The organism is Exiguobacterium aurantiacum (assembly GCF_001766415.1).
In the GTDB taxonomy this organism is placed as follows: Bacteria; Bacillota; Bacilli; order Exiguobacteriales; family Exiguobacteriaceae; genus Exiguobacterium; species Exiguobacterium aurantiacum_A.
This window is the reverse complement of record NZ_MKXO01000001.1, coordinates 822163-845529: the sequence shown is the minus strand read 5'-3', so window position 1 is coordinate 845529 and position 23367 is coordinate 822163. Positions and strand designations below refer to the sequence as shown.

Here is a 23367-nt window from a genome sequence, read left to right as displayed (position 1 = left end):
TCGTGCATGGAAACGATTTTATCTGTCCGAGACTTAGCGGTCTCGTTCCATACGTATGCCGGAACGGTACAAGCCGTCCGCAACGTATCGTTTGATTTGAAAAAAGGCGAGACGCTCGCAATCGTTGGTGAATCGGGTTCTGGTAAATCCGTCACATCGAAAGCGATCATGCGTCTCATTCCGAACCCGCCAGGTGAGATCACGAACGGAGAAATTTTGTTCGAAGGAAAAGACTTGGCGAAGTTGTCAGAAAAAGAAATGTTGAAAATCCGCGGGCGCGACATCGCGATGATCTTCCAAGATCCAATGACGTCACTCAACCCAACGATGACAATCTTCAAACAGATTGCCGAAGGATTGAAGCAACACCAAGGATTGACGGGTGAAGATGCGAAGAAGCGTACGCTCGAATTGCTCACACTCGTCGGGATTCCGAACCCAGAGGCACGTCTTAAACAATATCCGCACCAACTTTCAGGTGGTATGCGTCAACGGATCGTCATCGCGATCGCGCTCGCATGTAACCCGAAAGTGTTGATTGCCGATGAGCCGACGACGGCACTCGACGTGACGATCCAAGCCCAGATTTTAGAATTATTGAAAGATATTCAGCAAAAAACGGGTACGGCTATCATCTTCATCACGCACGACCTTGGTGTCGTCGCGAACATGGCTGACCGTGTCGCCGTCATGTACGCCGGTAAAATCGTCGAAAGAGGAACGGTCGATGAGATCTTCTATGAGCCGCGTCACCCGTACGCTTGGGGACTGCTCGGATCGATGCCGCGTCCGACCGATGATCCGAACGAAGCGCTCCCGGCCATCCCGGGCACGCCGCCTAACTTGCTTGACCCACCGAAAGGTGACGCGTTCGCACCGCGTAATCCGTATGCGATGAAGATTGATTTCGAGAAAGAACCGCCGATGTTCCAAATTAGCGATACACACTATGCAGCGAGCTGGCTCTTGCACCCACAAGCACCGCAAGTGACGCCGCCGAAAGCGATCCGCGATCTCGCACTCAAGTATCGTCCTGACAGCGCGTTCGCGAAATCGATTTTGAAAGGTGGTGCTGAATAATGGAACGTGAGAAATTATTAGAAGTACGAGACCTGAAGCAGCACTTTAAAATTGGCCGAGGCCGCGTCGTCAAAGCGGTCGACGGCATCTCGTTCGATATTTACAAAGGTGAAGTGCTCGGTCTCGTTGGAGAGTCGGGTTGCGGTAAATCGACGACAGGTCGTACGATCATCGGCCTTTACGATGCAACCGACGGCGATGTTCTTTTCAAAGGTGAGAACGTCCACGGGAAAAAGAATAAGGCTGAGAAGTTGAAATTCAACCGGGCTATGCAGATGATCTTCCAAGATCCGTATGCGTCGCTCAACCCGCGGATGACGGTCGCTGACATCATCGCTGAAGGCATCGATATCCACGGCCTTGCCAAGACGAATGAAGACCGGATGAACCGTGTGTACGACCTTCTCGAGACGGTCGGCCTCACGAAAGAGCACGCGAGCCGTTACCCGCACGAATTCTCAGGCGGACAGCGTCAGCGGATCGGGATTGCCCGGGCGCTCGCTGTTGAACCGGACTTCATCATCGCCGATGAGCCGATCTCAGCACTCGACGTGTCGATCCAAGCTCAAGTCGTCAACTTGATGAAAGAGTTGCAACGTGATCGTGATCTCACGTACTTGTTCATCGCCCACGATTTGTCGATGGTCAAGTATATCTCGGACCGGATTGGCGTTATGTACCAAGGTCACCTCGTCGAGCTTGCACCGGCAGAGCGCCTGTACGAGAACCCGATTCACGCTTATACGAAATCGCTCTTGTCTGCGATCCCGCTTCCGGATCCAGAACATGAACGGACACGTAAGCGGATCGTCTACGAGTCTGGCTCACTTGGTGCTGTAGGACGGTCGGATGAAGATTCGAGCATCCCTGCGCTTCGCGAAGTCGAACCAGGTCACTATGTTTCGCTCACAGACGCAGAATATGAGGCGTATAAAGCCCAGCTCGTCTAATACGAAAAGCCCCAAAAATCCAATTGGATTTTTGGGGCTTTTTTGCTCAAACGAAAACACCGTGGGAGACCCGGACGGTGTTAGGCGTTTGAGATGCGCGGCAAGTTCGAGAGACGCTCGACGACGGCATCGATTAAACGGACGCGAGCGAGCGCGTCTTCAATCTCCATCGTCTCGTAGTGGTGGAGGCCGCCCGGCTGTTCGACGAACGTATCGGCGTCATGGACGAGCTGTTGGAGCGGGGTCCGTTGGATGCGGTTAGGCGGAAGGTAAGAATCCGTATGAAGCAGGATCATGACGGAAATTTCCTTGGCCCGAGCCGGATCTTCTCCGAGCCGGATCAACAGTTTATGTGCTCGTTCCGCGCCTTTGATGGCGTGGATATCGTTTTGGCGATACAAGTCGTAGTTCCACTTGCCTTCGGTGTACCATTCGTAATGACCGATGTCGTGGAGCAGTGCAGCCTTCGTTGCTAGATCGGTGTCGAGCCCTCGTCGTGTCGCCAATTCGAGAGCGCGTTCACAGACGTCAACGGCATGTTTTAATCCAGATCGTGTCAAGTATTTCTGGGTGACGTGATGCTGCATGATCGTTTCTAACGTGATTCTCATTCGTGCTCTCCTCCTTGGTGATTTCAAAGATTATTTCTATTAACTATACGGGAATGGATAAGCAAATGCAAATTTGGAACATGTGAAATCATGATTTTTTACGAGATTGTTCAACATTTTTCAATAGAATGTGCTATAATTTAACTATAGATTAGTGCAACTTTAAGATTTTCAGATACAGTAATGGTTGGTTTTTTCCTTTCGTCCATGGGGGTGAGAGACCATGAAAGAGCGTGACAAAGTACTGCAACAGAAAAAGAAACTGTTAAAAGAAGTGCTCAAGAAGAAATTGAAAGACTTGCAAGTGAAGCCAGGGAAAGAAACGGTGTCACAACCGGTTTCTCGGATTCCAGCTTCGTAGAACGGTCGATCAAGGTCGCATTCTTCTGAATGCGTCCTCTTTTCTTACCCCGATGAGAAAGAATATCATTGAAGTTTCTATAAATAAGAATTATTATAATTACGTGAACGAGATTTTGGGTATACAAGAAGAGTCACTAAAAAAATGGACGAACATTTGATCAGGGAGGAACGAAAATGGTCACACTTTATACGTCTCCGAGCTGTACATCGTGCCGAAAAGCACGGGCTTGGCTCGAAGAGCATGATATCCCATTTACAGAACGAAACATATTCTCAGAACCACTCTCACTCAATGAGATTAAACAGATTTTACGCATGACAGAAGACGGCACAGATGAGATCATCTCGACCCGCTCAAAAGTTTTCTCGAAAATCGATGTATCGGTCGACGCACTTTCGCTTCAGCAGTTGTACGATTTGATTCAAGAATATCCGGGCCTCCTTCGCCGTCCGATTTTGATTGATGAAAAACGCCTTCAAGTCGGATATAACGAAGATGAGATTCGTCGATTCTTGCCTCGCAAAGTTCGTACGTTCCAACTTCAAGAAGCGCAACGACTCGTCAACGAGTGAGGAAGCATACTGTCTAAGCAGTGTGCTTTTTATTATCTCGTTTTTCCGATAAAATAGTGGTACACACCCCATCATCAATAGATTGACAGGTCAAAAAAAGGGTACTATGATAACAAGACAATTTCCCCTCTCCTCCTTAAGAAGTAGGAGTGAGGTCAGAAGGGAGTGGACAATCGTGAAAATTGAGCGCATCAATGACAATACCGTCAAGTTTTTCATCACTTATGTCGATATCGAGAAACGCGGATTCGCCCGGGATGAAATTTGGTACAACCGAGAACGTGGTGAGCAGCTGTTCTGGCAGATGATGGACGAAGCGCACGAACGGGAAGATATCTCGTTTGATGGTCCACTATGGATACAAGTACAAGCGTTCGAAAAAGGACTTGAAGTGACCGTCACGATCGCGAAAAATGTGATCGACACAGAAGACGACGCAGAACTCGGCTCGCTCTTGCGCAACGCAATCGACGAAGCACGTGATCAACAGTCTGTCCTTGACCAGTTGAGTGAACTCGATGAAGTCGAAGTTGAACCGGAGGCGTGGGCCCCGTTAGCTATGGATACGGATGACTTTGAGGCCATTATCGCTCTGAGTAAACGGGCCGGTGATACGTTGAGTAACGTCACCCTCAAGTTATTCCATTATGAAAACCGTTACTACTTGTGGATCGACTTCCCGGACGAGATGGAGCCGGAAGAAGAAGAGAACGTCCTCAGTCTTTTAGCCGAATATTTGTCGTTCAGTACGCAAACCCTCGCTATGCTCGAGGAGTACGGTAAACCGATTCTCGACGGCGACGTGTTCTCGAAAGTACGTCACTATTTCTAAACTCGAATCGCCTGTTCAAGCGGACAGGCGATTTTTTTACTAATCTATACATATTGAAGAGGTGACTTGATGCTCAAACGTTTACAATTGACGTTGTCAGACAGTACGTGGTTCGTCCCGTTTTTGTATGGGACAGGTGGTATCGTATTAACGTTTCTGACGCAATACTTCGGTAGCTTTTTCCGCGAACTGTTGCCAGAAATCATTTATTTGGATCAGGATTCAGCGGCTTCCGTCCTTTCGTCGTCGTTCACGAGTCTCATGACGATGATGACGTTCAGTTTTTCGACGATTTTAGTCGTGCTGACGACGTATTCATCTCAATTCTCGCCCCGTACGATCAACAACTTTTTAACAAACTCGGCTTCGAAACATACGCTCGGTATTTTCATCATGACTACCGTGTACGGGATCACGAATTTATTTCTCATTCGGACATCAGAAGAGGACGCCGTCCTCGCCTCAGGTGTCAGCGTCGTATTGGTCGTCAGTTCGATCTGGGCGTTCGTCAAGTTCATTCAGACGATCAGCGTCTCGATTCAAGCTGAACGCCTGTTATCGTCCTTACATCGAGAGGCATTATCCGTCATCGAAAAACAGAAGCAAGCGGTCGAAGATGGGAAGGTGAGCATCGTGCTGAAGCGATCGGTCCATACGTTCGAAGCAGGGCAGGCGGTGTACGCCTCACGGACCGGCTATGTTCAACTGTTCTCGAGCGAGAAACAAGAAGATCACGACATCAGTTTCGAATCGGTCGTCGCGGTCGGCGACTTTGTGGCGGAAGGAGATATTCTCGGATATTGGCTAGGGGATGACGCTCTCGACAAAGACGTGTTTCAAATCGGCGAGATCCGTTCATCGATTCAAGACCCGGCGTTCGTCATCGAAAAATTGAGTGAGATCGCCCTTAAAGGAGTGTCACCGGGAATTAATGACCCGAATACGGCGATTCATGCGATTCACTATATCGGGGACATTTTACGGGAATTGAGTGAACTTCCGGAAGGGGATTTCGTCTTCTCAAACGGCAAGAGTGATTGGCACATCAAACGGAAAGCGATGGAAGCGACGTTGTTCGAGGCGCTGGCGCCGATCAAGACGTACGCGAGCCATGACATTTTCGTGATGGCGTCGATTTTCGAGGCGATCCGAATCGGACGCCTGCGCGCTCATCCAACGCATCACGACACGTTTGAAGAGTTCGTCGATTACATTGAAGACGTGATCAACTGGGACGACTTACATCCGCGCGAAAAGGCGTTCTTGACGACCCAGATGATGCAAGCGAGGAAGATCAAGGCATAATATACAGCTGTTCGCACAAAAGTGAAAAGGGGGCCGTCTAATTCGTAGACGACCCCTTTTTGCGTTCAAGACAGGCTGTAGCCACCGTCGATGGTGATGGCTTGGCCGTTAATATAGCTCGACGCATCACTCAATAAGAACGTGACGACCGGTGCGACTTCTTCCGGTGAAGCGGCATTCCCACGGAAATGATGGCTCATCGCGTCTTTGAATTTTGCCTCGCCGCCGTACAGCTTATGGCTGAGCGGCGTATCGACCGGTCCGAAACAGACGGCGTTGAAACGAATCTTTCCTTTCATCCGATGGGCGAACGTCTTCGTCAACGCGATGACGGCCGCTTTCGAAGCGGCGTATGGACCGAGCATCGGCGGGAATTTGACGTGTCCGACGATCGCTGCGTTGTTGACCACGCTTGAACCGGTCGCGAGGAGCGGAATCGCGCGTTGAATGAGGCGGTTTGTCGCCAACACGTTCAGTTCGAACACTTCGTCAAAAGCAGAGGCCGGCAACCGTTCAGGCGTACCGGGACGACCGAACGTCGCGGCGTTATTGAATACTCCGTGCAGGACGACTTGATCGGCCACGAGGCGATCCATGAGCGCCTCGACCTCATCAGCTTGAGATAAATCACATTTCAGGAACGTGATCGTGTTATCCGATTCGAGTTCGAGTGCCGCACCTCTCGTCTCATCACGTCCGACGCCTAAGACGTCGTGTCCTTCTTCCGTTAACCGTAAGGCGACCGCACGACCGATGCCACTCGTCGCCCCCGTCACTAGAAAAGTCCCCATATTTTCTCCACTCCCCTCAAAAAGATATCGTTCCGATGTATAATTAATGATAATACATGACAGAAACGGGGTCAGCTTATAATATGTTGCGACGCATACAAGTACTATTATCCCTTCTTTTGCTCGCAGGGCTCATTGCCGTATTATCTTATTACTGGAGCTCGCAAGTGATTGGGCTGTTCACGATCCTCGTCTTTCTGACGACGTTTAGCATCCTGCTCGTCATCTTGCTCGAGAACCGTAATCCGCAACGAACGCTCATCTGGGCAATCGTCATGCTCGGATTTCCGGTTGTCGGTTTATTCGCATACTTCGTCTTCGGTCAAAACTATCGGCGGAGACGCATGTTCAATGAGAAGGCGATGTTGGATGAAGAAACGTATCTCGCTTATCGTCAAAAAGCGATGACACTCTCGCCATCGCTCATGTTTCCGCACGATGATTACGAGAAGTTGCTCCACTTAACGTCTTCATTGAATCAATTACCCGTCTCGTCGAACACGTATACACAAATCCTCACGAACGGAAAAGAAAAGTTTTCGAAACTATTGCCAGCCTTGAACGGGGCGACGCGTCACATTCACCTCGAGTATTACATTTTCCGGGAAGATCGTATTTCTCGGGAAATTCAACGTATTTTGATTGAAAAAGCGCGGTCAGGGGTCGAGGTCCGGTTTTTGTACGATGCGGTCGGATCGATCCATACGAGCAGTTCTTTTTTCGAAGAGATGCGACAAGCTGGTGTTCACGTCCAGGCGTTCTTTCCCGTCGTCTTACCGCTCGTCTCGAGCAAGACGAACTACCGGAACCACCGGAAAATTGTCGTCATCGACGGGACCGAAGCGTTCACAGGCGGTTTGAACGTCGGGGACGAGTATTTAGGAGAGCATACGAAGTTCGGATTTTGGCGTGACACGCATCTCTACGTCAGAGGGGAAGGGGTATCGGAACTGCAGCTGATCTTCCTACAAGACTGGTACTATATGACGGGTGAGCGCTTGTTCACGCCGTTCTACCTAGAGCCGCTCGAGACGGTGCGGAGCGCGAGCGGCGGTGTCCAAATCGTCGCCAGCGGACCGGACGAGCCGTACGAGACGATGAAGTCGATTTATTTCGCACTTATCAATGCCGCCAAAAAATCGGTGTACATCTCGTCACCGTACTTGATTCCTGACGAGGATATTATGAGTGCGTTGAAGACAGCTTCTTTGTCGGGGATCGACGTCCGCATCGTCTTACCGAGCTTCCCGGACCATAAAATCGTCTTCTATGCGAGCCGATCTTATTATGAGGAGTTGCTCAGCTCTGGCGTCAAGATTTATTTGTACGAGGAAGGATTCATGCACTCGAAAGTCATCGTCATCGATGACGGCCTGGCGACGATCGGGACGGCGAACATGGACTTCCGCAGTTTTCATCTCAATTTTGAAGTGAACGCACTACTGTACAACACGAACTCGGTTCATCAACTCAAGCAAGACATCTACAAAGATTTTGAAGGGTCTCATGAGTTGGAGTTGGGCGCGTTCGCAGAACGATCTTATTTCATCAAACTCGTTGAATCTTTGGCACGAATGTTTTCACCATTATTATGAGGGGGAAGCGGGATGCGATTCGCAATCGATCAGACAGGGGAGTACGTCGATGCCCATACGTTGAGTCGGAGGCAAATCGAACCGGCTGCCCCTTTTTCATGTCCACAGTGCGGAGAACGGGTCATTGTAAAACGAGGAGCGAAACGACGGCTCCATTTTTCCCACGTTCAAACGTGTGGGCGCGGAGAGTCGGCTGGTCACCGAACCGATAAATGGGGCGTCAGACAATGGCTGCAGGCGGGCGGATATGATGTCGAGCAAGAAGTGGATCTGAACGGGAGACGGGCTGACTTGGTCGCGACAAAAGCGGAGGCGTCGTTCGTCGTCGAAATACAGGCCTCACCGTTAGCAGTCGATTCTTACGTAGAACGGACGAGACACTATGAGCGAAACGGTCTTGCCGTCATCTGGATCGCGAGCGGATTGCGTCTTGAACCGGTGCCGTCCTTCTCACCGTGGATGAGGTGTGAGATCGCACGGCGACGTACGCTGATCGTTCCGGTCAAGAACGCGTTGTACCGGTTCGTCGGGTGTCCGATCTCGCTCAGACGGGCACAAGGCACGTGGGTGCCCGTGACATCTTTCGACGTCTCGCCGTTCGAACCTTTTTATCGATTTGATGCGCACCGATGGATTCAACTCGTGCGGCGTAAGCGTATGGCGCCGCCTTATCCGACACCGCTCTACAGACGGCTGATCTTGAATCGTCTCTATCCGCTCGGCATGTTACCGTCACTGTTGCCGACGGTCTGTTATTTGCCGCTCCCGGCGCTGTGGGGTGTTCATGTTCATCCGTTCGAATTTCAAACGGTCTTGTATTTAAATCGACGGGAAGCGCCCAAGGATTCGCTCGCTTGGAGCATCGAGAAGACATGCCGCCAGTTCAACGCGACCCCGACAAGCGACTTTGTTTCTTCGTTTCAGTTACAATGGAGACAACTCTTGAACGTATTCGGCTTGTCAGAGTATGTCATCGACTGGCAAGTCCCGGTCACGCTCGAAGCAGCACTTCGTGACGATATTCGTTTGTTTCAAGGGTTTCAGCGATTCATGGCGAAATCGTATATAAACTGAGAAAAGGAAGTGGACATATGTCAGAAGTACTAACACGACAACAAGTACCCGTCGAGGAGACGTGGAACTTAGAAACCATCTATGCAGACGACAAAGCGTGGGAGCAAGACTTTGAGACACTCAAAGCCCGAATCCCTGAACTCGTTGAATTCAAAGGGAAACTCGGGGAATCGGCCGAGACACTTTACGCGGCGCTGCAGCTCCGTGACGAGATCTCGCGTCAACTGCATAAGCTGTATACATACGCCCATATGCGCTATGACGAAGATACGGCCAACAGCCATTATCAGGCGCTGAACGACCGTGCCGGGTCACTCGCCGCTCAAATTTCGGCTCAACTCGCCTTCATGACACCAGAACTGCTCGCCATCGACGAAAGTGAGATCACAGCGTTCATGGGCGGCCACGAAGGGTTGACCGTCTACCGTCATGCGTTCGATGAGTTGGCGCAAGAGCGGCCCCACGTCTTGACGGAAGCGGAAGAAGCGATCCTCGCCCAAGCCGGCGACGTGCTCGGGCAATCGAGCTCGACGTTCGGCATGCTCAACAACGCCGATTTGAAATTCCCTAAAGTAAAGAATGAGCAAGGAGAAGAAGTCGAACTGACGCACGGACGTTACATTACGTTTTTAGAGTCGGCAGACCGCAGCGTGCGTGAGACGGCTTTCAAAGCGATGTATGGGACGTACAAACAATACTTGAACACGTTCGCGTCAACTCTGTCTGGGAGCGTGAAGAAGGACAACTTTTATGCGACGGTGCGCAAGTTTGAGAGTGCGCGTCAATCGGCACTCCACAACAACTCGATTCCTGAATCGGTATACGATGGACTCGTTGAAGCGGTGAATGAACGGCTCGATCTGTTGCACCGTTATGTCGCGCTTCGTAAACGAGCGCTCGGTGTAGACGAGGTGCACATGTATGACCTGTACACGCCACTCGTCAAAGACGTCGAGATGAAAGTGCCTTATGAAGAAGCGAAAGAGCTCATGGTCCAAGGTCTGGCTCCACTCGGAGACGAGTACGTCCAAATCGTCAAAGACGGTCTCGACTCACGTTGGGTCGACGTCCGGGAGACTCGCGGCAAACGTAGCGGTGCCTATTCGTCTGGCGCGTACGACACGCAACCGTTTATCTTGATGAACTGGCAAGACAACGTGAACAACTTGTTCACACTCGCCCACGAGTTCGGTCATTCGGTACACAGTCACTACACGCGTGCCACGCAACCGTACCCGTATGGGGACTATTCGATTTTCGTGGCAGAAGTCGCCTCGACGACGAATGAGGCGCTCTTGAACGACTATTTGTTGAAGACACGGACGGACAAAGCCGAGCGTCTTTACTTGCTCAACAATCAACTCGAGACGTTCCGGGGGACGCTGTTCCGTCAGACGATGTTCGCCGAGTTCGAACATAAGATCCATCAAGCGGCCCAAGATGGCATCTCGCTCACACCAGAATACTTGAACGAGACGTATCTTGAGTTGAACAAGCGTTACTTCGGCGACGACATCGTCATCGACGAAGAGATCGCGTTCGAGTGGGCCCGTATCCCGCACTTCTACTACAACTACTATGTATATCAGTATGCGACAGGAATTTCGGCGTCAGCGGCGTTGTCGCAACAAATCATGGACGAAGGCGCGCCTGCCGTTAAACGTTATATCGATAAGTTCTTAAAAGCCGGGTCGAGCGATTACCCGATCGAGGTGTTGAAGGCGGCTGGCGTTGACATGACGACGAAAGCACCTGTGTTAGCGGCGCTCGATCAGTTTGAATCCGTCCTCGATGAGATGGAATCACTCCTGTTTTCGTAAGCGTGCATGCGCGTGAACATTATGTGACAATATGAACAAAGTGCTTGTCAACAGGCGAGCCTATGGTTATATTATAAGTGTGAAATCAATCACAAACCCCTTTATTGACCGTAAACTTTCTCCCGTCTTGACACCTTCCCCGGGTGTTAAGATCGGCGTCTCTTGTCCCCGCTTGAGACGTCAAAAACCCACGGCTCCCCGGCCGTGGGTTTCTTTTTGTATCCGTTTATTTTTGTGTGGCCCATGCTTGACCGCTGCAGCCGGGAACAGGGCGGCAACGTTGCTGGAGCGACAGTTTTTTCAGTTCCCGCTCGATGATCGGCTTGTCGAGCTCTAAGATGAACGCGAGCTCAGTGATTGTCGAGGCGTCGTAGTGACGTAACACTTTTTCAACGTTCCAACCGGTTTGCCGATTCGGTACGTATCCGAGCAGTTCACTCATAACGGCTTGGTACACGTCGTAAGGATAGACGCCTTCGATTTTGAGCGCCTCGTCACGGGTGACGAACGTCATGGCGGGAAGTGATTCGATTTCCCAGTCTTTTAATATTTGATGGTCGACAGCGAGGGCGCTCAAGAGTTGATTCGACTGCATATCTGCCGCCAACTCATCGATATCGAGTCCGTATCCAGCGTAAGAGCGCGCGATCTCCCACAGGTCGGCATCGTTAGAAGCATCCTTCGTAAAGGCGTCGTTAATATGAAGGTGACGCAAAAAACGCATCGCATGGCGTTTCCCTTGTAATTCCATAGCCTTGATCATCGTGAGAAGGCGAACCTCTTCCTGACATCCGCCAACACAACTAGGAACCGTCGAGACCATCCGAAAACGAATCAAGTGCCCGTATTCGAGCTCGAGTTTTTTAATGAGTGTCATCACGTGAAAACCGTCGGGATCAGAGATGTCCATGAAATAGAATAACTCTAATGGCTTATATGTTACTTGGATAGAAGATTCTTCCAGTGAACAGGATGACTCATTACATTGTTCAAGTTCCATTGTGTCGCCTCCTCTCGTAAACAAAATCAAATATATCGTATGCTCATTGTAGCAACGAAAAAAAAAGGTTGGCAACGTATCTGCTCAACCTTCACTCCGTCCCATCTTTTCTTCCATGAATCGGACGATTTTATTTTTGGCCGGACGTAACGGGATATTGTGGCTCGAGAGCAGCTTTTCAAACGCGATTCGGCCTGCCGCTTCGTCCGTCACTTCGAATTCTATTTCATAATCACAAATCTCCAAATAATGACTTTCATCGAGCACGAGCAGACCGTCTGCCGTCTCGATTTCAGCACGCTTCGTCTCGAGGCGGCCCAAATGTTCGAGCGGTCCGGTCAAATTGAACGTGGCGAGGGCTTGTTTCATCTGTTCGTCGTGGACGATGCCGTACTTGAACAAATTTTCCGCCGCTTCTTCATTGATCGGTGCATGCGTCTCAAGCAGTCCGACATCGTGCGGTTGTTTGAGCGTCAAAACTTGACCGGTCTTCTTCTCGCGGATGCGCAAGGCCGCGCCTTGGCTGCGCAGTTCAAACGTGGGCGTATCGAAATAATCGTTGGCTTGCCATTTGACTTGGTCGGATAACTGATACGATTCGAGCAACGTCTCATACTCATCTTTCGTCAGCATCGATTTAAACTCAATTTCCACTTCTTGGGTCATTCATCATCGCTCCATTCTATGAACAATTGTTGGTTTATGATACCATACAATCGGATACATACGGAAAAAAGCAAGGTTTTCCGAAACGAACGAAAGTGGTGACAGCATATGCAATCAGTGGACTGGGATCAATTTTTAGTGCCGTATCAAATTGCGGTCGATGAGCTGAAAGTAAAGTTTAAAGCGATCCGTAAGCAATACAACTCGCAAAATGACCATTCTCCGATCGAGTTCGTCACCGGCAGGGTCAAGCCGGTCGGTAGCATCCTCGAGAAAGCGAAACGCAAACAGATCGCCTATGATCACTTGTCGACCGAGATGCAAGACATCGCCGGGCTTCGAATCATGTGTCAATTTGTGGACGATATCGTGCAGGTCCTCGAGCTGTTGCACCACCGGACCGACTTTAAAATCGTAGAAGAACGGAACTACATCACGAATCAAAAAGAATCGGGTTATCGGTCGTATCACATCATCATCGAATACCCGGTCCAGACGATCCACGGGGAATTCCCGACGCTCGTCGAAGTCCAAGTTCGGACGCTCGCGATGAACTTTTGGGCGACAATCGAGCACTCGTTAAACTATAAATACGATGGCGACATGCCGCAAGAAGTCCAAGAACGGCTGCGTCGGGCCGCGGAGGCGGCGTTTCTGCTCGATGCTGAGATGAGTCAGCTCCGCGTCGAGATTCAAGATGCGCAGCAAGTGTTTCGTGATAAAGAAATGAACGTCCAAACGGACCAAGACTAGGGGGGTGAGTGTATGCAGTTTGCGATTGTGTCAAGGGGAGATGCGCGTTCCGCGGAGATCGCGCGTGAGTTGACAGACAAGTTGACCGAGGCGGGACATTCCGTCTCAGAACAACCTCGGATCGTCGTTTCGGTCGGTGGGGACGGGACGATGCTACAGGCGTTCCATGAATATGTCGATCGGTTAGACGACACCCTTCTCGTCGGCATCCATACGGGCCATCTCGGTTTTTACGCCGACTGGCAACCGGACGAGCTCGATGAATTGACAGAGATGATCACGAGCGAGTCGTTTGAACCGGTATCTTATCCGCTCGTCGAAGTGTTGATCGACTATGAGGACGGGACGACGGAGCGGCAGTTGGCGATGAACGAGTGTACGATTAAAAATTACAAGCGCACGCTCGTGTGTGACTTGTCGATCCGTGATGATTACTTTGAAACGTTCCGCGGAGACGGGCTTTGCATCTCGACACCTTCCGGCTCGACCGCCTATAATAAAGCGCTCGGCGGTGCGATCGTCCATCCATCGATCGAGGCGATCCAAGTGACCGAGATGGCGTCGATCAATAATCTCGTCTACCGGACGATCGGCTCACCACTGTTGTTGCCGAAGCACCACCAAGTCAAAATCAAACCGCATACGAAAACGGAGTTTGAGCTCGCGTTCGACCATCAGGAAGCACTGTCGTGGTCGAACGTCCAGTCGATCCGTTGCGCGGTCGCGAGAGAAAAAGTGACGTTCGCCCGGTTCCGCCCGTTCCCGTTTTGGCGTCGGGTGCGCGAATCGTTCATCGAGGAAGGGAAGTAACATATGTACGGTTTTACATTACGTCGTGTCGCGGAGACGAACGTCCCGCTGCGCGATTTTTTGATGGGGGATTGTGGCATCTCACGCAAGATGTTGACGCAAGTCAAACACGGTGGCCTCATCTTAGTGAACGGGGAGCCGCGGACTGTTCGCTTTGATGTGTCGAGCGGCGATGAAGTGACGGTTCATTTTCCGCTTGAGCAGCCAGCGGAAACGATGGTCCGTTCACGGCGTCCGCTCACGGTCATCTACGAGGACGACTATTTGCTCGCCGTCGATAAGCCGGCAGGCATCGCGACGATCCCGTCTCGGCTTCATCCTGACGACACGCTTGCGAACGCTGTGCTCGGTTACTATGAACGAATTGGATTGCACTCGGCGATTCATGTGATCAATCGGCTCGACCGGGATACGTCTGGTGTCGTCTTGTTCGCTAAATATGCGTACGTTCACCATCGTTTCAGCGAACTTCAAAAGCGAGGTGGTTTGTCCCGGACGTATATCGCCCTCGTCGAAGGACTGGTCGAACGACAGACGATTGATGCGCCGATCGGTCGGGCCGAACACTCGATCATGGAACGTGTCGTCACAGACGACGGGCAACGAGCCGTCACACACGTCCGTCACGTCGAGTCGCACGGTGACTATGCGGCGTTGACGATCCAACTCGAGACCGGACGGACCCATCAGATACGCGTCCACATGCGCCACATTGGTCATCCGTTACTCGGGGATACGATGTATGGCGGACGTCCCGTGCTCGCCCGTCACGCGCTTCACAGCTCGTCTGCCGCGTTCAATCATCCGTTGACAGGGGAGAGTATCGTAATCGAAGCGGCTTACCCCGTCGACTTTCAACTCGAACACGAGTGAACAAAACATAGCCCCGCGCTCAAATGAGTGCGGGGCTATGTTTAATCGTCGTCAAACATATACGTTTTTGATTTTGAGGCGACGTTCATGACGAGCCCGATGGCAATCATGTTCATGATGATCCCGGTACCCCCGTAACTGATGAACGGCAAGGTTAGGCCGGTGATCGGGAGGACACCGATTGTCATTCCGATATTTTGGAAGATCTGGAACGTGAACATGGCGATGACGGCGGTCACGATGTAACTTCCGAACGGACTGCTCGCTTCGAGCGCGATATGAATCATCCGGTACAAGAACAAGAAGAAGACGATAATCACGATTGCTGCACCGATAAAACCATAATGCTCAGCGATGACGGCGAAAATAAAATCGGTCTGCGACTCTGGTAGATAGACTAAACCTTGACCATAGCCAGTTCCGAACATTTGACCAGAACCGATGGCTTGAAGCGATTTGATCAACTGGAACGCTAAATCGTCAGAGTACTCATATGGGTAAATCCATGCTTGGAAACGATTCAAGGCGTGGCCCGGAACGAAGCTTTGAAGCACCTCGAAATGCGAGAAAAACAAGTACATGAACCCACCGATCGTCACGGCGGCAGCGCTAAATAGGCCGAGCAACCATTTCCAACCGATCCCTGACACGATGATGATGGCACCGAGCATCGTGATTAAAACAAGCCCGGTCCCTAAGTCTGGTTGCGTGACAATCAGCCCAAGAGGTGGGATGGCGAGTAATACTAGTTTCATTAACAGCCACGCATCCTGTTGAGACGAACCGTAACGTTTATTGTGGTCGTAGACGATTGTGGCCATGGAAATAAGTAAAAACAACTTCATAAATTCAGCTGGTTGAAAACTGAAACCAGGCACATTATACCATCCATACGCCCCATTAATATTTGGAACGAGTGTGGTATCCCGGAGCGGAATTAAGCCAACTAAAAGCAATAAACCAAAGGAATAGAGATACCAATGAATTTTTCGCAACTGCTCGTATTCGATTGTCATGATGGCAAACATGGCGACGAATCCGATGATGTAACGGATTCCTTGATCGAAGGCGAAGTTAATATGTTGTAATCGTGTTGGCAACATCGGTTGTGCCGTGTAAATGGCACCTAGGCTAATGACCATCAAGAAAAAGACGATTGTCAGAAGTGTCGTGTCTAAACTTTTTAAATAAGATTGAATGTGGTTCATGATGAAGTCGTCTCACCCTTTCTATACGTAGTTTATCTTACCGTAACTATAAAAAATCGCAATACGTTACGAGGCGGTTGACAAAACAGACACCATTCTGTAATCTGATAACAGATGTTATAACCAGGTACTAAAAAGGGGAGTTCACAATGTCAATTTATCCAATGTTAACGAACAAGACGTACGTCGTCATGGGGATTGCCAATAAACGCTCGATCGCTTGGGCGATCGCGAAAACGCTCGACGCGGCAGGAGCGAAGCTCGTGCTCACTTATGCGTCTGAACGTTTCAAGTCAGGTCTCGAATCACTCGCTGCTGAATTGAGCCAAGAAGCACTGTTGCTTGAGTGTGATGTGACGAACGATGAAGCGATCGACACGACGTTCCGTTCGATCCATGAGCAAGTCGGTCTGATTCAAGGGATTGCGCATTCAATCGCTTTCGCGGATAAAGAAGCGTTGCGCGGTGAATTCTCGGAGATGACGCGCGGTCAGTTCGCACAAGCGCTCGATATTTCGGCGTACAGTTTGACGGCGGTCGTCAAGGCGGCAAAACCTTACTTCGCAGAGAACGCTTCGGTCATCACGCTCACGTATCTCGGCGGGGAACGGGTCGTACCGAACTATAACTTGATGGGTGTCGCTAAGGCCGCGCTCGATTCGAGCGTCAAATATTTGGCGAACGAATACGGCCCGCAAGGCGTGCAAGTCAACGCGATTTCGGCTGGACCGATTCGGACGTTGTCGGCGAAAGGTGTCGGCGACTTTAACAGCATCTTGTCTGAGCTCGAGCAAAAGGCACCACTGCGCCGGAACGTCTCGGCTGAAGAAGTGGCCTCGACCGGTCTGTTCTTGTTATCGGGCATGGGGAGTGGCATCACGGGAGAAGTCATCCACGTCGACAGCGGCTACCATATTTTATAAGTTTGGGAAAGGGCGCGTAAATGCGCTCTTTTTGTATTATAGCGTAACCGTTTGGGGTAAGGACTTGTGAGGGAGGGAAGATCATGGGTCCTTATCAGATTGATTTTACGGTCGTCCAATATGGGAATCGCCAGGTCCAACCGACAGAACGGGCGAACATCGAACCGGTCACTCGCATCCAGCGGGTCCAGCGGATTATTCCGCGTCAAGAAGAATGGTTAGAAGCTGAACAAGAAAAAAGCCCCGGTCGTTTCGTCGACCGGAGCGTATAATATTAACCTCGGAACCGGAACGTCTCATAGACGTTCCATGTTTCGTTTTCGAGCTCATACATGACGGCCATACGGTTGATCGTCTCTTCAAAATGGACTTGTTCCATCCGCATCCGTTCGAGCACATCGAACAGCTCGGCGTCGGTCAGATCTTGTCCGATCGTGATGTGCGGGAGGAACTCGTACTTCGGAGGCTGATCGAGTGCACCTTCGTGTAAGCGAGTTTGTAGCGCTGCGAGTTCGCGCGTCGGCAACACTTTTAAGTAAAGGACGTTGTTCGTCGGCGCGAACGAGCGGGCACCGTCGATCTTCAACTGAATCGGCTTCGTCGTTTCAGCGATTTGTTGTAAATACTCGAGCACTTTTGGTAACTCGGCTTCGTCGACTTCGGTACGTTCTTTGATCGTCACGTGTGGCGAAATCAAAGCGTACTTCGTATCGTACCGTTTTCGATACGAGTTGGCGAAGTCTTGAACTTGTTTTGATGGAAATAAGACTACCCCAATCTTCATTCCAGTTCCCCCTTTATGAATGGTCTACTAGTTTATGATGACCGATTTATCGAATGAAGTCAAAGTGGGCTTAGTGTTTTTTTTTAAGTTTTCAGTATAATAGAGAATGAGTACTTCGAGACATGCTGTTCTCGAGATGAAGGGATGTGACGCGGGTAATTGCCCGCAACAATTATGAAACAAGTACCACACTCACGAGACGTAACAGAGGCTGCACGGGCCCGTTTGATTGAACGGGGCGTATCGATCGAATCGATCGCAGAGATCGTCTACCAAATGCAGGCGCCCTATTCACCGCACTTATCATTAAAAGACTGCATTGAGTCGGTTGAGGCCGTCCTTGAGAAACGCGAACTCCAACACGCGATTCTCGTCGGCTCAGAGCTCGATATGTTAGCCGAAAAAGGGCAGTTGTCAGAACCGCTCCTTTCTATCGTCGCTTCAGATGAAGGCTTATTCGGCGTCGATGAGACGATCGCGATCGGGGCCGTCAACACGTACGGATCGATTGCCGTCACGACGTTCGGTTACTTAGATAAAGCGAAGATCGGGATCATCAAGCAGCTCGATACGAAGATGGACGACGGTCAAGTTCATACGTTCATGGACGACCTTGTCGGTGCGATCGCGGCTAACGCATCGGGCCGTCTCGCGCACCGGTTGCGCGACATGAACGATTTCGGTGAAGACGAGATGCGTGAACGCAAAGGATTATATTGATGCATCGCGCAAAAACACTGACAATCGCCGGGACGCTTGGCTTCGCCATCGTCTCGGTGATTGTCATTTTAGGTGGGGCGGTTTCGCTCGACGGGTTCGTCTATCGGATTGTCGCGCCGTTGTCTGGCCCGCTGTTCGTCTATGTGACGGAACTCGGCAGTGTGAAGGTGTTGATCGCCCTCTCCTTTGTCGGCATGCTTTATTGGTTATGGCGCGGGGACAAACTTGAAGCGTTTCGATTACCGCTCGTCGTCATCGGGACGTTAGTTTTGACTCAACTATTGAAGCGCGTGTACGGGATTGACCGGCCGCTCATCGATGCCGCTCTCGATGCGACGACGTATAGTTTTCCGAGCGGGCACGCCTCGGGTTCGCTCGCCTTGTACGGTTTGCTCGCTTTTAGTTTATACCGGCGAAAGTACTCGCCCGTTTGGGTCGCGGTGCTCGTCGTGCTGCTCGTAGCCGTCTCGTTCAGCCGGGTCATTTTGAACGTTCACTATTTCAGTGACGTCGTGGGCGGATGGCTCGTCGCGTTCACGGTGATTGCCGGATCAGAATGGATCATAGGGAGGAAGAATCGTTGATACTCGTGTCTGAAGTTGAAAGTTGGTTGTTTATGGGAAGGGATCAAGCGGACGCGGCGAGTTCGCCGACGATATTGGTCGAAAAAGATGCGACTGGCGCGAAGTCATTTGCGTCGATGCGGACGTTGTTTCAATTGAAGAAATGGACGGGACAACGCCGCTTCGTTCCGCTCCTATCATGTGATGAAACGGGCTATCGCGCCTACGAGGTGTTTCATGTCGACGCGAAGCCACCGTTCGCGCTGCTCGAGCACGGACGTGTTCTGTTGAAAGATAATGAGGTGGACGCGGCCTATGCAGCGGCTCTTGCGAACGAGGGAACAATGTCTGCGGATGAAGTGATCACGTTTGCTTCCGACTACATCGAAGCAGCACTCGGTGAACCGGTCGTGCTCGCAATCAATCGAGAGATTCCGTCGCATGCACACGTGCCGATGGAACTGTTCGTACCGGGCGACGCGATTCAAACGGGTGAGTACTTATTTGCCTGGGCGAACGAAGCACAGAAGGAAAGGAATGAAGCAAAATGAACGAGTGGGAACAAAAGGTAAAAGCGTTACTCGACGGCTCAATCGATGAGTTGCTCGTACCGAAAGACGACTTTTTGACAGTACGGTCACTGTTGATCGAGAAAGAGTGGTTGTTCCAAGTCGTGGGCGCCGCCAAACATGGGGGCGTCACCATCTATCGGAGGAATGAACAAAGCGCGCCCTCATGAGGACGCGCTTTTATTAAGCGTTTGAAGCCAATTTGATTTTTTGTCGTTTTAATTTGTGAAGCAGCCATGCATATAACACTTCACAAGAATGGTGAGGAAGGGTCAGTTCCACGAGTGGGCGCGACTGACCGAATATAGTGAAGCGCGAATGGTCCTCGTCGAGCATCGAGACTTGAATATCGGTCGCTTCTTGAAGCGAAATCCGCTGCTCGCCGGCAATTGCGTCTTTTAATTTCAGCATGTTTCCATTCGTCGCAAACTTGGTGAACGAAGAAATTCCCTGTACTTTCAGTTGTTCCATTTCGTAGATCTATCCATCGACAGATGAATAGATTTTCACCTCGCTTTCTCTATATTGCCTTCCGTCCCTCAAGAAGGTTATTCCTAGTATACCGTCCTGTCGTTAAAAGAAAAGACTTAATTTAACGAAAAATTAAGACAATTTGTTATCAATTTTTAAAAATAACGATAAAGTCGTTGGACAAAGCGATTTGGAACGAAATAAAGACGAGCGCGATAACAAAAAAGAGCCTGAATTCTACAGGCTCTTTTGACTTTCATACACGTATGAACTTAAAATCGTTCGATTTCCCATGTTCGGCGGCGATAGGTCAATTGCCCTTTTAAGGCGATCGATTCCTTTTTGGCGTCAAAGTCTTCTTCAAGCACAGACATGTCCTCGTATCGTCCGGCGACGTAAAACGAGATGGCGACTTGTCGATTGAACAGACTGCGTTTCGTGTGGTCGAAATCGATAATCAGCCCTTGTGGGGATAAAGCCACGATTTCATCGATGACAGGCAGCGGGATCGGGACGAAGCTGATATTACGGATGTCACGGTCGAGTTTACTTTGAAGCACGCTTTGCAGGAACTGATTGATCGTCGACCAGTCTTTTATGTAGAGGCTACTGTGACGATCGTTCGACTCGTTGAAATAAGCGATCTCATTTTGAATCGAGTTGAGGAACGGCGCTTTCAGCCCTCGTTCCATGTGGCTCAAAAACAATATTTCCGCAATCTCGTGGTCTGATAATGACTCGAGTAAATTATAGTCGGGAAAGTCGATGGCGGTGAAACTCGTCTGGTTGTTCAAATATTTCGTCGAGAACGTTGAGAGTTCGTGTGCCTCGATATAGCGAAACCTCGTCCGGGATGATTGTCTCATCCCTTTAATGTCTGTTCGACAGATGATCATCGGTCGGGCGAGTGATAACGCTTCGACGACATCCGTCAGTGTCACCCCATGAAGGGTAAAACGTTGTAGTTCCCGGTCTTGTTTAATGTAGAACAACTGTTTTGACATATTAATCCCCTCAGTTCGAAGTCACTACAATTTGATTTTAGCAAATCCGTCTCGAGTGTGCCATGTTGGAGCGGTCGAGATGATTGAGATGATGGTTTTTGAGGAAAACTAGGTATAATTAGAGAAAAGGTAGAAGAAAGGCGGGTTCAGCATGTGGGGGTTGAAGAAGAGTTTTCCAGAGCTCGCTACAGATCGCTTTATCCTGAGAGAACTCGAGCCTAGGGACGCACGGGCACTCTACGTGATCCTCTCGACCGAGGAAGTCATGCGCTATTACGGATCTGATCCGTTGCTTGCCGTGTATGAGGCGAAGAACGTCATCGCCTATTTTAAAGATCAATTTCAACAAGGGAAAGCGATTCGATGGGCGATATGTGACCGTGTGACCGATGAGCTCGTCGGGACGATCGGCTTTCATAACTGGACGCCCCAATATTTCAGGGCTGAAATCGGATTTGAAGTCGCGCCTAGTCATTGGCGCAGAGGTGTCGCCTATGAAGCGGCGACAGCCGTCATCGGGTACGGGTTCGACGAGTTCAAGTTTCACCGGATCTCGGCGCTCGTCGCACCAGAGAACGATGGGTCAAATCGGTTGGTGCGAAAGCTCGGCTTCACCGAGGAAGGCTTGCTGCACGACTATGCTTACAGTCACGGCCGTTTTATGGACTTGACGATGTACCGTCTACTAAAAGACGAATGGTCACAGAGAGGGAGATGACGATGAGACAAGTTGTATTGCTTCACGGCCTATGTGGGTCACCGGATTATTTTGACGAGCTTGTCCCGATGCTTGAAGCGGATGTGTACGCGTTGACGCTTCCAGGACATGATGACACCGAATCGGGTCCCGAGACGATCGATCAATTCGCGGATTGGGTGATCAAAGAGATTCGTTTGCGCGAGCTCGATCGTCCGGTCGTACTAGGACATTCGTTCGGCGGATACATCACGACGAACCTTGTTCGACGCTATCCGGATGAATTATCTGGCTTCGGGTTGATTCATTCGACGGCCGGCGCGGATTCGGATCAAGCGAAGGCGAAACGAAACGCCGCGATTGAGAAAGTGATCGAAGAAGGTGTCCATCCGTTCATCGACGAGATGATTCCAGGCGTGTTCGCCCCGGATTCTGATCAGACACTCATCGAACGTGCGAAACGAATCGGCTTCAAGATGTCGAAAGAAGGAATCATTTCAGCTCAAGAAGCGATTCGGGACCGGAATGACGAGACAGGAACGGTGCGCGAGACGAACCTGCCCGGATTGTTTATTTACGGCTCGAAAGACCCGAACATGGACGCGGAACGAGCTTTCATAGGGGCGGAGCGTCATACAAAACAGACGGTGCAAGCCAGTCATATGGGGATGATGGAGGCGCCTGAAACCGAAGCGCAACTCATTAACGCTTGGCTCGACGCGGAAGTGCGCTCGGTGCATAAGTTCAAGCTGATCGCCGTATCAGGCAGTTTGCGTAAAGCATCGTTCAATACGGCGCTACTTCATTCGATCATCGAACTCGGTCGTGATCGGTTTGACGTGGAGGTCGCATCCATCGAATTGCCGCTCTATAATGACGACTTGATCGACCCGGATGAACCGGACGCCGTTGTCGCGTTCAAGCGAGTGGTCAGAGAAGCGGACGGTCTGCTCGTCGTTACCCCGGAGTACAATCACAGCATACCCGGCGTCTTAAAGAATGCGATCGACTGGCTATCGCTCGAACCGGGAACGCCACTTCGTGATAAACCGGTCATGATTGCCGGCGCCTCACCCGGCATGCTCGGGACGGTAAGATGCCAAGTCCACCTCCGACAAGTATTTGCCACAAATCGGGCAAACGTTTTACCAGGAAACGAAATCTTTATCACGCATTGCAAAGAGAAGATTGGTGCTAAAGGACTTGAGCATGAACCATCAATCCAACAAATTGATAGAGTGTTATCTGAGTATTACAATTGGATTGATTTTTGGAAGCGTAACGCAAAAAAATAACTTGAAGTCACGACCTTTGTCTGATAGAAATGAATTG

28 protein-coding genes are annotated in these 23367 nt (G+C 50.5%); 20 read left to right on the top strand and 8 right to left on the bottom strand.

What is annotated here, in order from left to right; genetic code table 11:
* The first annotated feature begins 6 nt into the window (after nt 1-6).
* The gene (locus BJU60_RS04340; protein ID WP_070327635.1) at nt 7-1080 is read left to right on the top strand and encodes an ABC transporter ATP-binding protein; all 1074 of its coding nucleotides are present in this window, start codon (nt 7-9) and stop codon (nt 1078-1080) included.
* Nucleotides 1080-2030: an ABC transporter ATP-binding protein gene (locus tag BJU60_RS04335; protein WP_070327634.1), complete on the top strand. Its 951-nt coding sequence runs from the start codon at nt 1080-1082 to the stop codon at nt 2028-2030. The genes BJU60_RS04340 and BJU60_RS04335 overlap by 1 nt, the downstream gene beginning before the upstream one ends.
* An 80-nt stretch (nt 2031-2110) precedes the next feature.
* Here BJU60_RS04335 and BJU60_RS04330 read toward each other — a convergent pair whose 3' ends face one another.
* Nucleotides 2111-2641, bottom strand: a complete 531-nt coding sequence (locus BJU60_RS04330) for an HD domain-containing protein (RefSeq protein ID WP_070327633.1) — start codon at nt 2639-2641, stop codon at nt 2111-2113.
* 223 nt (nt 2642-2864) lie between these two features.
* On the opposite strand from BJU60_RS04330, the gene BJU60_RS15210 reads away from it, so the two are divergent.
* The 4 genes from BJU60_RS15210 (at nt 2865) to BJU60_RS04315 (ending at nt 5714) form a co-directional block, all read left to right on the top strand.
* Nucleotides 2865-3002, top strand: a complete 138-nt coding sequence (locus BJU60_RS15210) for a hypothetical protein (RefSeq protein WP_167331259.1) — start codon at nt 2865-2867, stop codon at nt 3000-3002.
* Nucleotides 3003-3178: 176 nt separating this feature from the next.
* Nucleotides 3179-3577: a transcriptional regulator SpxA gene (gene spxA / locus BJU60_RS04325; RefSeq protein ID WP_015881217.1), complete on the top strand. Its 399-nt coding sequence runs from the start codon at nt 3179-3181 to the stop codon at nt 3575-3577.
* A gap of 175 nt (nt 3578-3752) precedes the next feature.
* The gene (gene mecA / locus BJU60_RS04320) at nt 3753-4409 is read left to right on the top strand and encodes an adaptor protein MecA (protein ID WP_070327632.1); all 657 of its coding nucleotides are present in this window, start codon (nt 3753-3755) and stop codon (nt 4407-4409) included.
* A 69-nt stretch (nt 4410-4478) separates the two neighbouring features.
* Entirely contained in the window at nt 4479-5714 is a 1236-nt protein-coding gene (locus BJU60_RS04315; protein WP_070327631.1) for a DUF2254 domain-containing protein, read from the top strand.
* A 65-nt stretch (nt 5715-5779) separates the two neighbouring features.
* On the opposite strand, the gene BJU60_RS04310 is transcribed toward BJU60_RS04315, so the two are convergent.
* Nucleotides 5780-6505: an SDR family NAD(P)-dependent oxidoreductase gene (locus tag BJU60_RS04310; protein WP_070327630.1), complete on the bottom strand. Its 726-nt coding sequence runs from the start codon at nt 6503-6505 to the stop codon at nt 5780-5782.
* Between the two features lie 83 nt (nt 6506-6588).
* Here BJU60_RS04310 and cls point away from each other — a divergent pair, with 83 nt between their 5' ends.
* From cls to pepF, 3 genes are read left to right on the top strand one after another with little or no spacing between them, the layout of a single operon-like run.
* On the top strand, nt 6589-8100 hold the full coding sequence (gene cls / locus BJU60_RS04305) for a cardiolipin synthase (RefSeq protein ID WP_070327629.1): 1512 nt from the start codon (nt 6589-6591) through the stop codon (nt 8098-8100).
* 12 nt (nt 8101-8112) lie between these two features.
* Nucleotides 8113-9174 (top strand): competence protein CoiA, encoded by a 1062-nt coding sequence (locus tag BJU60_RS04300; protein WP_070327628.1) that lies wholly within the window; start codon nt 8113-8115, stop codon nt 9172-9174.
* 17 nt (nt 9175-9191) lie between these two features.
* Nucleotides 9192-10994, top strand: a complete 1803-nt coding sequence (gene pepF / locus BJU60_RS04295) for an oligoendopeptidase F (protein ID WP_070327627.1) — start codon at nt 9192-9194, stop codon at nt 10992-10994.
* Between the two features lie 226 nt (nt 10995-11220).
* Here pepF and BJU60_RS04290 read toward each other — a convergent pair whose 3' ends face one another.
* Both BJU60_RS04290 and BJU60_RS04285 read right to left on the bottom strand, forming a co-directional pair.
* Complete coding sequence (locus BJU60_RS04290; protein ID WP_236633408.1) at nt 11221-11745, bottom strand: DsbA family protein; 525 nt, start codon at nt 11743-11745, stop codon at nt 11221-11223.
* Between the two features lie 333 nt (nt 11746-12078).
* Nucleotides 12079-12660 (bottom strand): CYTH domain-containing protein, encoded by a 582-nt coding sequence (locus BJU60_RS04285; RefSeq protein WP_174545507.1) that lies wholly within the window; start codon nt 12658-12660, stop codon nt 12079-12081.
* Nucleotides 12661-12768: 108 nt separating this feature from the next.
* Here BJU60_RS04285 and BJU60_RS04280 point away from each other — a divergent pair, with 108 nt between their 5' ends.
* The 3 genes from BJU60_RS04280 to BJU60_RS04270 are packed head-to-tail and all read left to right on the top strand — an operon-like array spanning nt 12769 to nt 15096.
* Complete coding sequence (locus tag BJU60_RS04280) at nt 12769-13413, top strand: GTP pyrophosphokinase (protein ID WP_070327625.1); 645 nt, start codon at nt 12769-12771, stop codon at nt 13411-13413.
* A 12-nt stretch (nt 13414-13425) separates the two neighbouring features.
* Entirely contained in the window at nt 13426-14223 is a 798-nt protein-coding gene (locus BJU60_RS04275; RefSeq protein WP_070327624.1) for an NAD kinase, read from the top strand.
* Nucleotides 14224-14226: 3 nt separating this feature from the next.
* Nucleotides 14227-15096, top strand: a complete 870-nt coding sequence (locus BJU60_RS04270) for an RluA family pseudouridine synthase (protein ID WP_070327623.1) — start codon at nt 14227-14229, stop codon at nt 15094-15096.
* A 41-nt stretch (nt 15097-15137) separates the two neighbouring features.
* Here the strand turns inward: BJU60_RS04270 and BJU60_RS04265 are convergent, their stop codons facing one another.
* On the bottom strand, nt 15138-16304 hold the full coding sequence (locus BJU60_RS04265) for an FtsW/RodA/SpoVE family cell cycle protein (protein ID WP_070327622.1): 1167 nt from the start codon (nt 16302-16304) through the stop codon (nt 15138-15140).
* 149 nt (nt 16305-16453) lie between these two features.
* Here BJU60_RS04265 and fabI point away from each other — a divergent pair, with 149 nt between their 5' ends.
* Nucleotides 16454-17227, top strand: coding sequence for an enoyl-ACP reductase FabI (gene fabI, locus BJU60_RS04260; protein WP_070327621.1), 774 nt, complete (start codon nt 16454-16456; stop codon nt 17225-17227).
* 83 nt (nt 17228-17310) lie between these two features.
* Nucleotides 17311-17499, top strand: coding sequence for a hypothetical protein (locus BJU60_RS04255; protein WP_016510315.1), 189 nt, complete (start codon nt 17311-17313; stop codon nt 17497-17499).
* Nucleotides 17500-17501: 2 nt separating this feature from the next.
* Here BJU60_RS04255 and BJU60_RS04250 read toward each other — a convergent pair whose 3' ends face one another.
* Nucleotides 17502-18011, bottom strand: a complete 510-nt coding sequence (locus BJU60_RS04250; RefSeq protein WP_070327620.1) for a YjcG family protein — start codon at nt 18009-18011, stop codon at nt 17502-17504.
* Between the two features lie 174 nt (nt 18012-18185).
* Between BJU60_RS04250 and BJU60_RS04245 the strand changes: the two genes are divergently transcribed.
* From BJU60_RS04245 to BJU60_RS04230, 4 genes are read left to right on the top strand one after another with little or no spacing between them, the layout of a single operon-like run.
* Complete coding sequence (locus BJU60_RS04245) at nt 18186-18731, top strand: phosphatidylglycerophosphatase A family protein (RefSeq protein WP_070327619.1); 546 nt, start codon at nt 18186-18188, stop codon at nt 18729-18731.
* Nucleotides 18731-19315 (top strand): phosphatase PAP2 family protein, encoded by a 585-nt coding sequence (locus tag BJU60_RS04240; protein WP_070327618.1) that lies wholly within the window; start codon nt 18731-18733, stop codon nt 19313-19315. Before BJU60_RS04245 ends, BJU60_RS04240 begins: the two co-directional genes overlap by 1 nt.
* A complete protein-coding gene (locus tag BJU60_RS04235) occupies nt 19312-19845 on the top strand; it encodes a hypothetical protein (protein ID WP_070327617.1) in 534 nt (177 codons plus the stop codon). The genes BJU60_RS04240 and BJU60_RS04235 overlap by 4 nt, the downstream gene beginning before the upstream one ends.
* Entirely contained in the window at nt 19842-20033 is a 192-nt protein-coding gene (locus tag BJU60_RS04230) for a hypothetical protein (RefSeq protein ID WP_070327616.1), read from the top strand. The genes BJU60_RS04235 and BJU60_RS04230 overlap by 4 nt, the downstream gene beginning before the upstream one ends.
* Nucleotides 20034-20046: 13 nt before the next feature.
* Here the strand turns inward: BJU60_RS04230 and BJU60_RS04225 are convergent, their stop codons facing one another.
* Nucleotides 20047-20334, bottom strand: coding sequence for a hypothetical protein (locus BJU60_RS04225; protein ID WP_070327615.1), 288 nt, complete (start codon nt 20332-20334; stop codon nt 20047-20049).
* Nucleotides 20335-20606: 272 nt separating this feature from the next.
* Nucleotides 20607-21338: a hypothetical protein gene (locus BJU60_RS04220; protein WP_070327614.1), complete on the bottom strand. Its 732-nt coding sequence runs from the start codon at nt 21336-21338 to the stop codon at nt 20607-20609.
* A 151-nt stretch (nt 21339-21489) separates the two neighbouring features.
* On the opposite strand from BJU60_RS04220, the gene BJU60_RS04215 reads away from it, so the two are divergent.
* The gene (locus tag BJU60_RS04215) at nt 21490-22056 is read left to right on the top strand and encodes a GNAT family N-acetyltransferase (protein WP_070327613.1); all 567 of its coding nucleotides are present in this window, start codon (nt 21490-21492) and stop codon (nt 22054-22056) included.
* A gap of 2 nt (nt 22057-22058) precedes the next feature.
* Nucleotides 22059-23330 carry an alpha/beta fold hydrolase gene (locus BJU60_RS15150; RefSeq protein WP_070327612.1) on the top strand — a complete coding sequence of 424 codons (1272 nt, stop codon included), beginning with the start codon at nt 22059-22061 and terminating at the stop codon, nt 23328-23330.
* The last annotated feature ends 37 nt before the right edge of the window (nt 23331-23367 follow it).

Excerpts from the sequence above, each read along its gene's own strand:
- BJU60_RS04340 (WP_070327635.1), top strand. The coding sequence starts at position 7 with ATGGAAACGATTTTATCTGTCCGAGACTTAGCGGTCTCGTTCCATACG.
- BJU60_RS04335 (WP_070327634.1), top strand. The coding sequence starts at position 1,080 with ATGGAACGTGAGAAATTATTAGAAGTACGAGACCTGAAGCAGCACTTT.
- BJU60_RS04330 (WP_070327633.1), bottom strand. The coding sequence starts at position 2,641 with ATGAGAATCACGTTAGAAACGATCATGCAGCATCACGTCACCCAGAAA.
- BJU60_RS15210 (WP_167331259.1), top strand. The coding sequence starts at position 2,865 with ATGAAAGAGCGTGACAAAGTACTGCAACAGAAAAAGAAACTGTTAAAA.
- spxA (WP_015881217.1), top strand. The coding sequence starts at position 3,179 with ATGGTCACACTTTATACGTCTCCGAGCTGTACATCGTGCCGAAAAGCA.
- BJU60_RS04315 (WP_070327631.1), top strand. The coding sequence starts at position 4,479 with ATGCTCAAACGTTTACAATTGACGTTGTCAGACAGTACGTGGTTCGTC.
- BJU60_RS04310 (WP_070327630.1), bottom strand. The coding sequence starts at position 6,505 with ATGGGGACTTTTCTAGTGACGGGGGCGACGAGTGGCATCGGTCGTGCG.
- cls (WP_070327629.1), top strand. The coding sequence starts at position 6,589 with ATGTTGCGACGCATACAAGTACTATTATCCCTTCTTTTGCTCGCAGGG.
- BJU60_RS04300 (WP_070327628.1), top strand. The coding sequence starts at position 8,113 with ATGCGATTCGCAATCGATCAGACAGGGGAGTACGTCGATGCCCATACG.
- pepF (WP_070327627.1), top strand. The coding sequence starts at position 9,192 with ATGTCAGAAGTACTAACACGACAACAAGTACCCGTCGAGGAGACGTGG.
- BJU60_RS04290 (WP_236633408.1), bottom strand. The coding sequence starts at position 11,745 with ATGGAATTACAAGGGAAACGCCATGCGATGCGTTTTTTGCGTCACCTT.
- BJU60_RS04285 (WP_174545507.1), bottom strand. The coding sequence starts at position 12,660 with ATGACCCAAGAAGTGGAAATTGAGTTTAAATCGATGCTGACGAAAGAT.
- BJU60_RS04280 (WP_070327625.1), top strand. The coding sequence starts at position 12,769 with ATGCAATCAGTGGACTGGGATCAATTTTTAGTGCCGTATCAAATTGCG.
- BJU60_RS04275 (WP_070327624.1), top strand. The coding sequence starts at position 13,426 with ATGCAGTTTGCGATTGTGTCAAGGGGAGATGCGCGTTCCGCGGAGATC.
- BJU60_RS04270 (WP_070327623.1), top strand. The coding sequence starts at position 14,227 with ATGTACGGTTTTACATTACGTCGTGTCGCGGAGACGAACGTCCCGCTG.
- BJU60_RS04265 (WP_070327622.1), bottom strand. The coding sequence starts at position 16,304 with ATGAACCACATTCAATCTTATTTAAAAAGTTTAGACACGACACTTCTG.
- fabI (WP_070327621.1), top strand. The coding sequence starts at position 16,454 with ATGTCAATTTATCCAATGTTAACGAACAAGACGTACGTCGTCATGGGG.
- BJU60_RS04255 (WP_016510315.1), top strand. The coding sequence starts at position 17,311 with ATGGGTCCTTATCAGATTGATTTTACGGTCGTCCAATATGGGAATCGC.
- BJU60_RS04250 (WP_070327620.1), bottom strand. The coding sequence starts at position 18,011 with ATGAAGATTGGGGTAGTCTTATTTCCATCAAAACAAGTTCAAGACTTC.
- BJU60_RS04245 (WP_070327619.1), top strand. The coding sequence starts at position 18,186 with ATGAAACAAGTACCACACTCACGAGACGTAACAGAGGCTGCACGGGCC.
- BJU60_RS04240 (WP_070327618.1), top strand. The coding sequence starts at position 18,731 with ATGCATCGCGCAAAAACACTGACAATCGCCGGGACGCTTGGCTTCGCC.
- BJU60_RS04230 (WP_070327616.1), top strand. The coding sequence starts at position 19,842 with ATGAACGAGTGGGAACAAAAGGTAAAAGCGTTACTCGACGGCTCAATC.
- BJU60_RS04225 (WP_070327615.1), bottom strand. The coding sequence starts at position 20,334 with ATGGAACAACTGAAAGTACAGGGAATTTCTTCGTTCACCAAGTTTGCG.
- BJU60_RS04220 (WP_070327614.1), bottom strand. The coding sequence starts at position 21,338 with ATGTCAAAACAGTTGTTCTACATTAAACAAGACCGGGAACTACAACGT.
- BJU60_RS04215 (WP_070327613.1), top strand. The coding sequence starts at position 21,490 with ATGTGGGGGTTGAAGAAGAGTTTTCCAGAGCTCGCTACAGATCGCTTT.
- BJU60_RS15150 (WP_070327612.1), top strand. The coding sequence starts at position 22,059 with ATGAGACAAGTTGTATTGCTTCACGGCCTATGTGGGTCACCGGATTAT.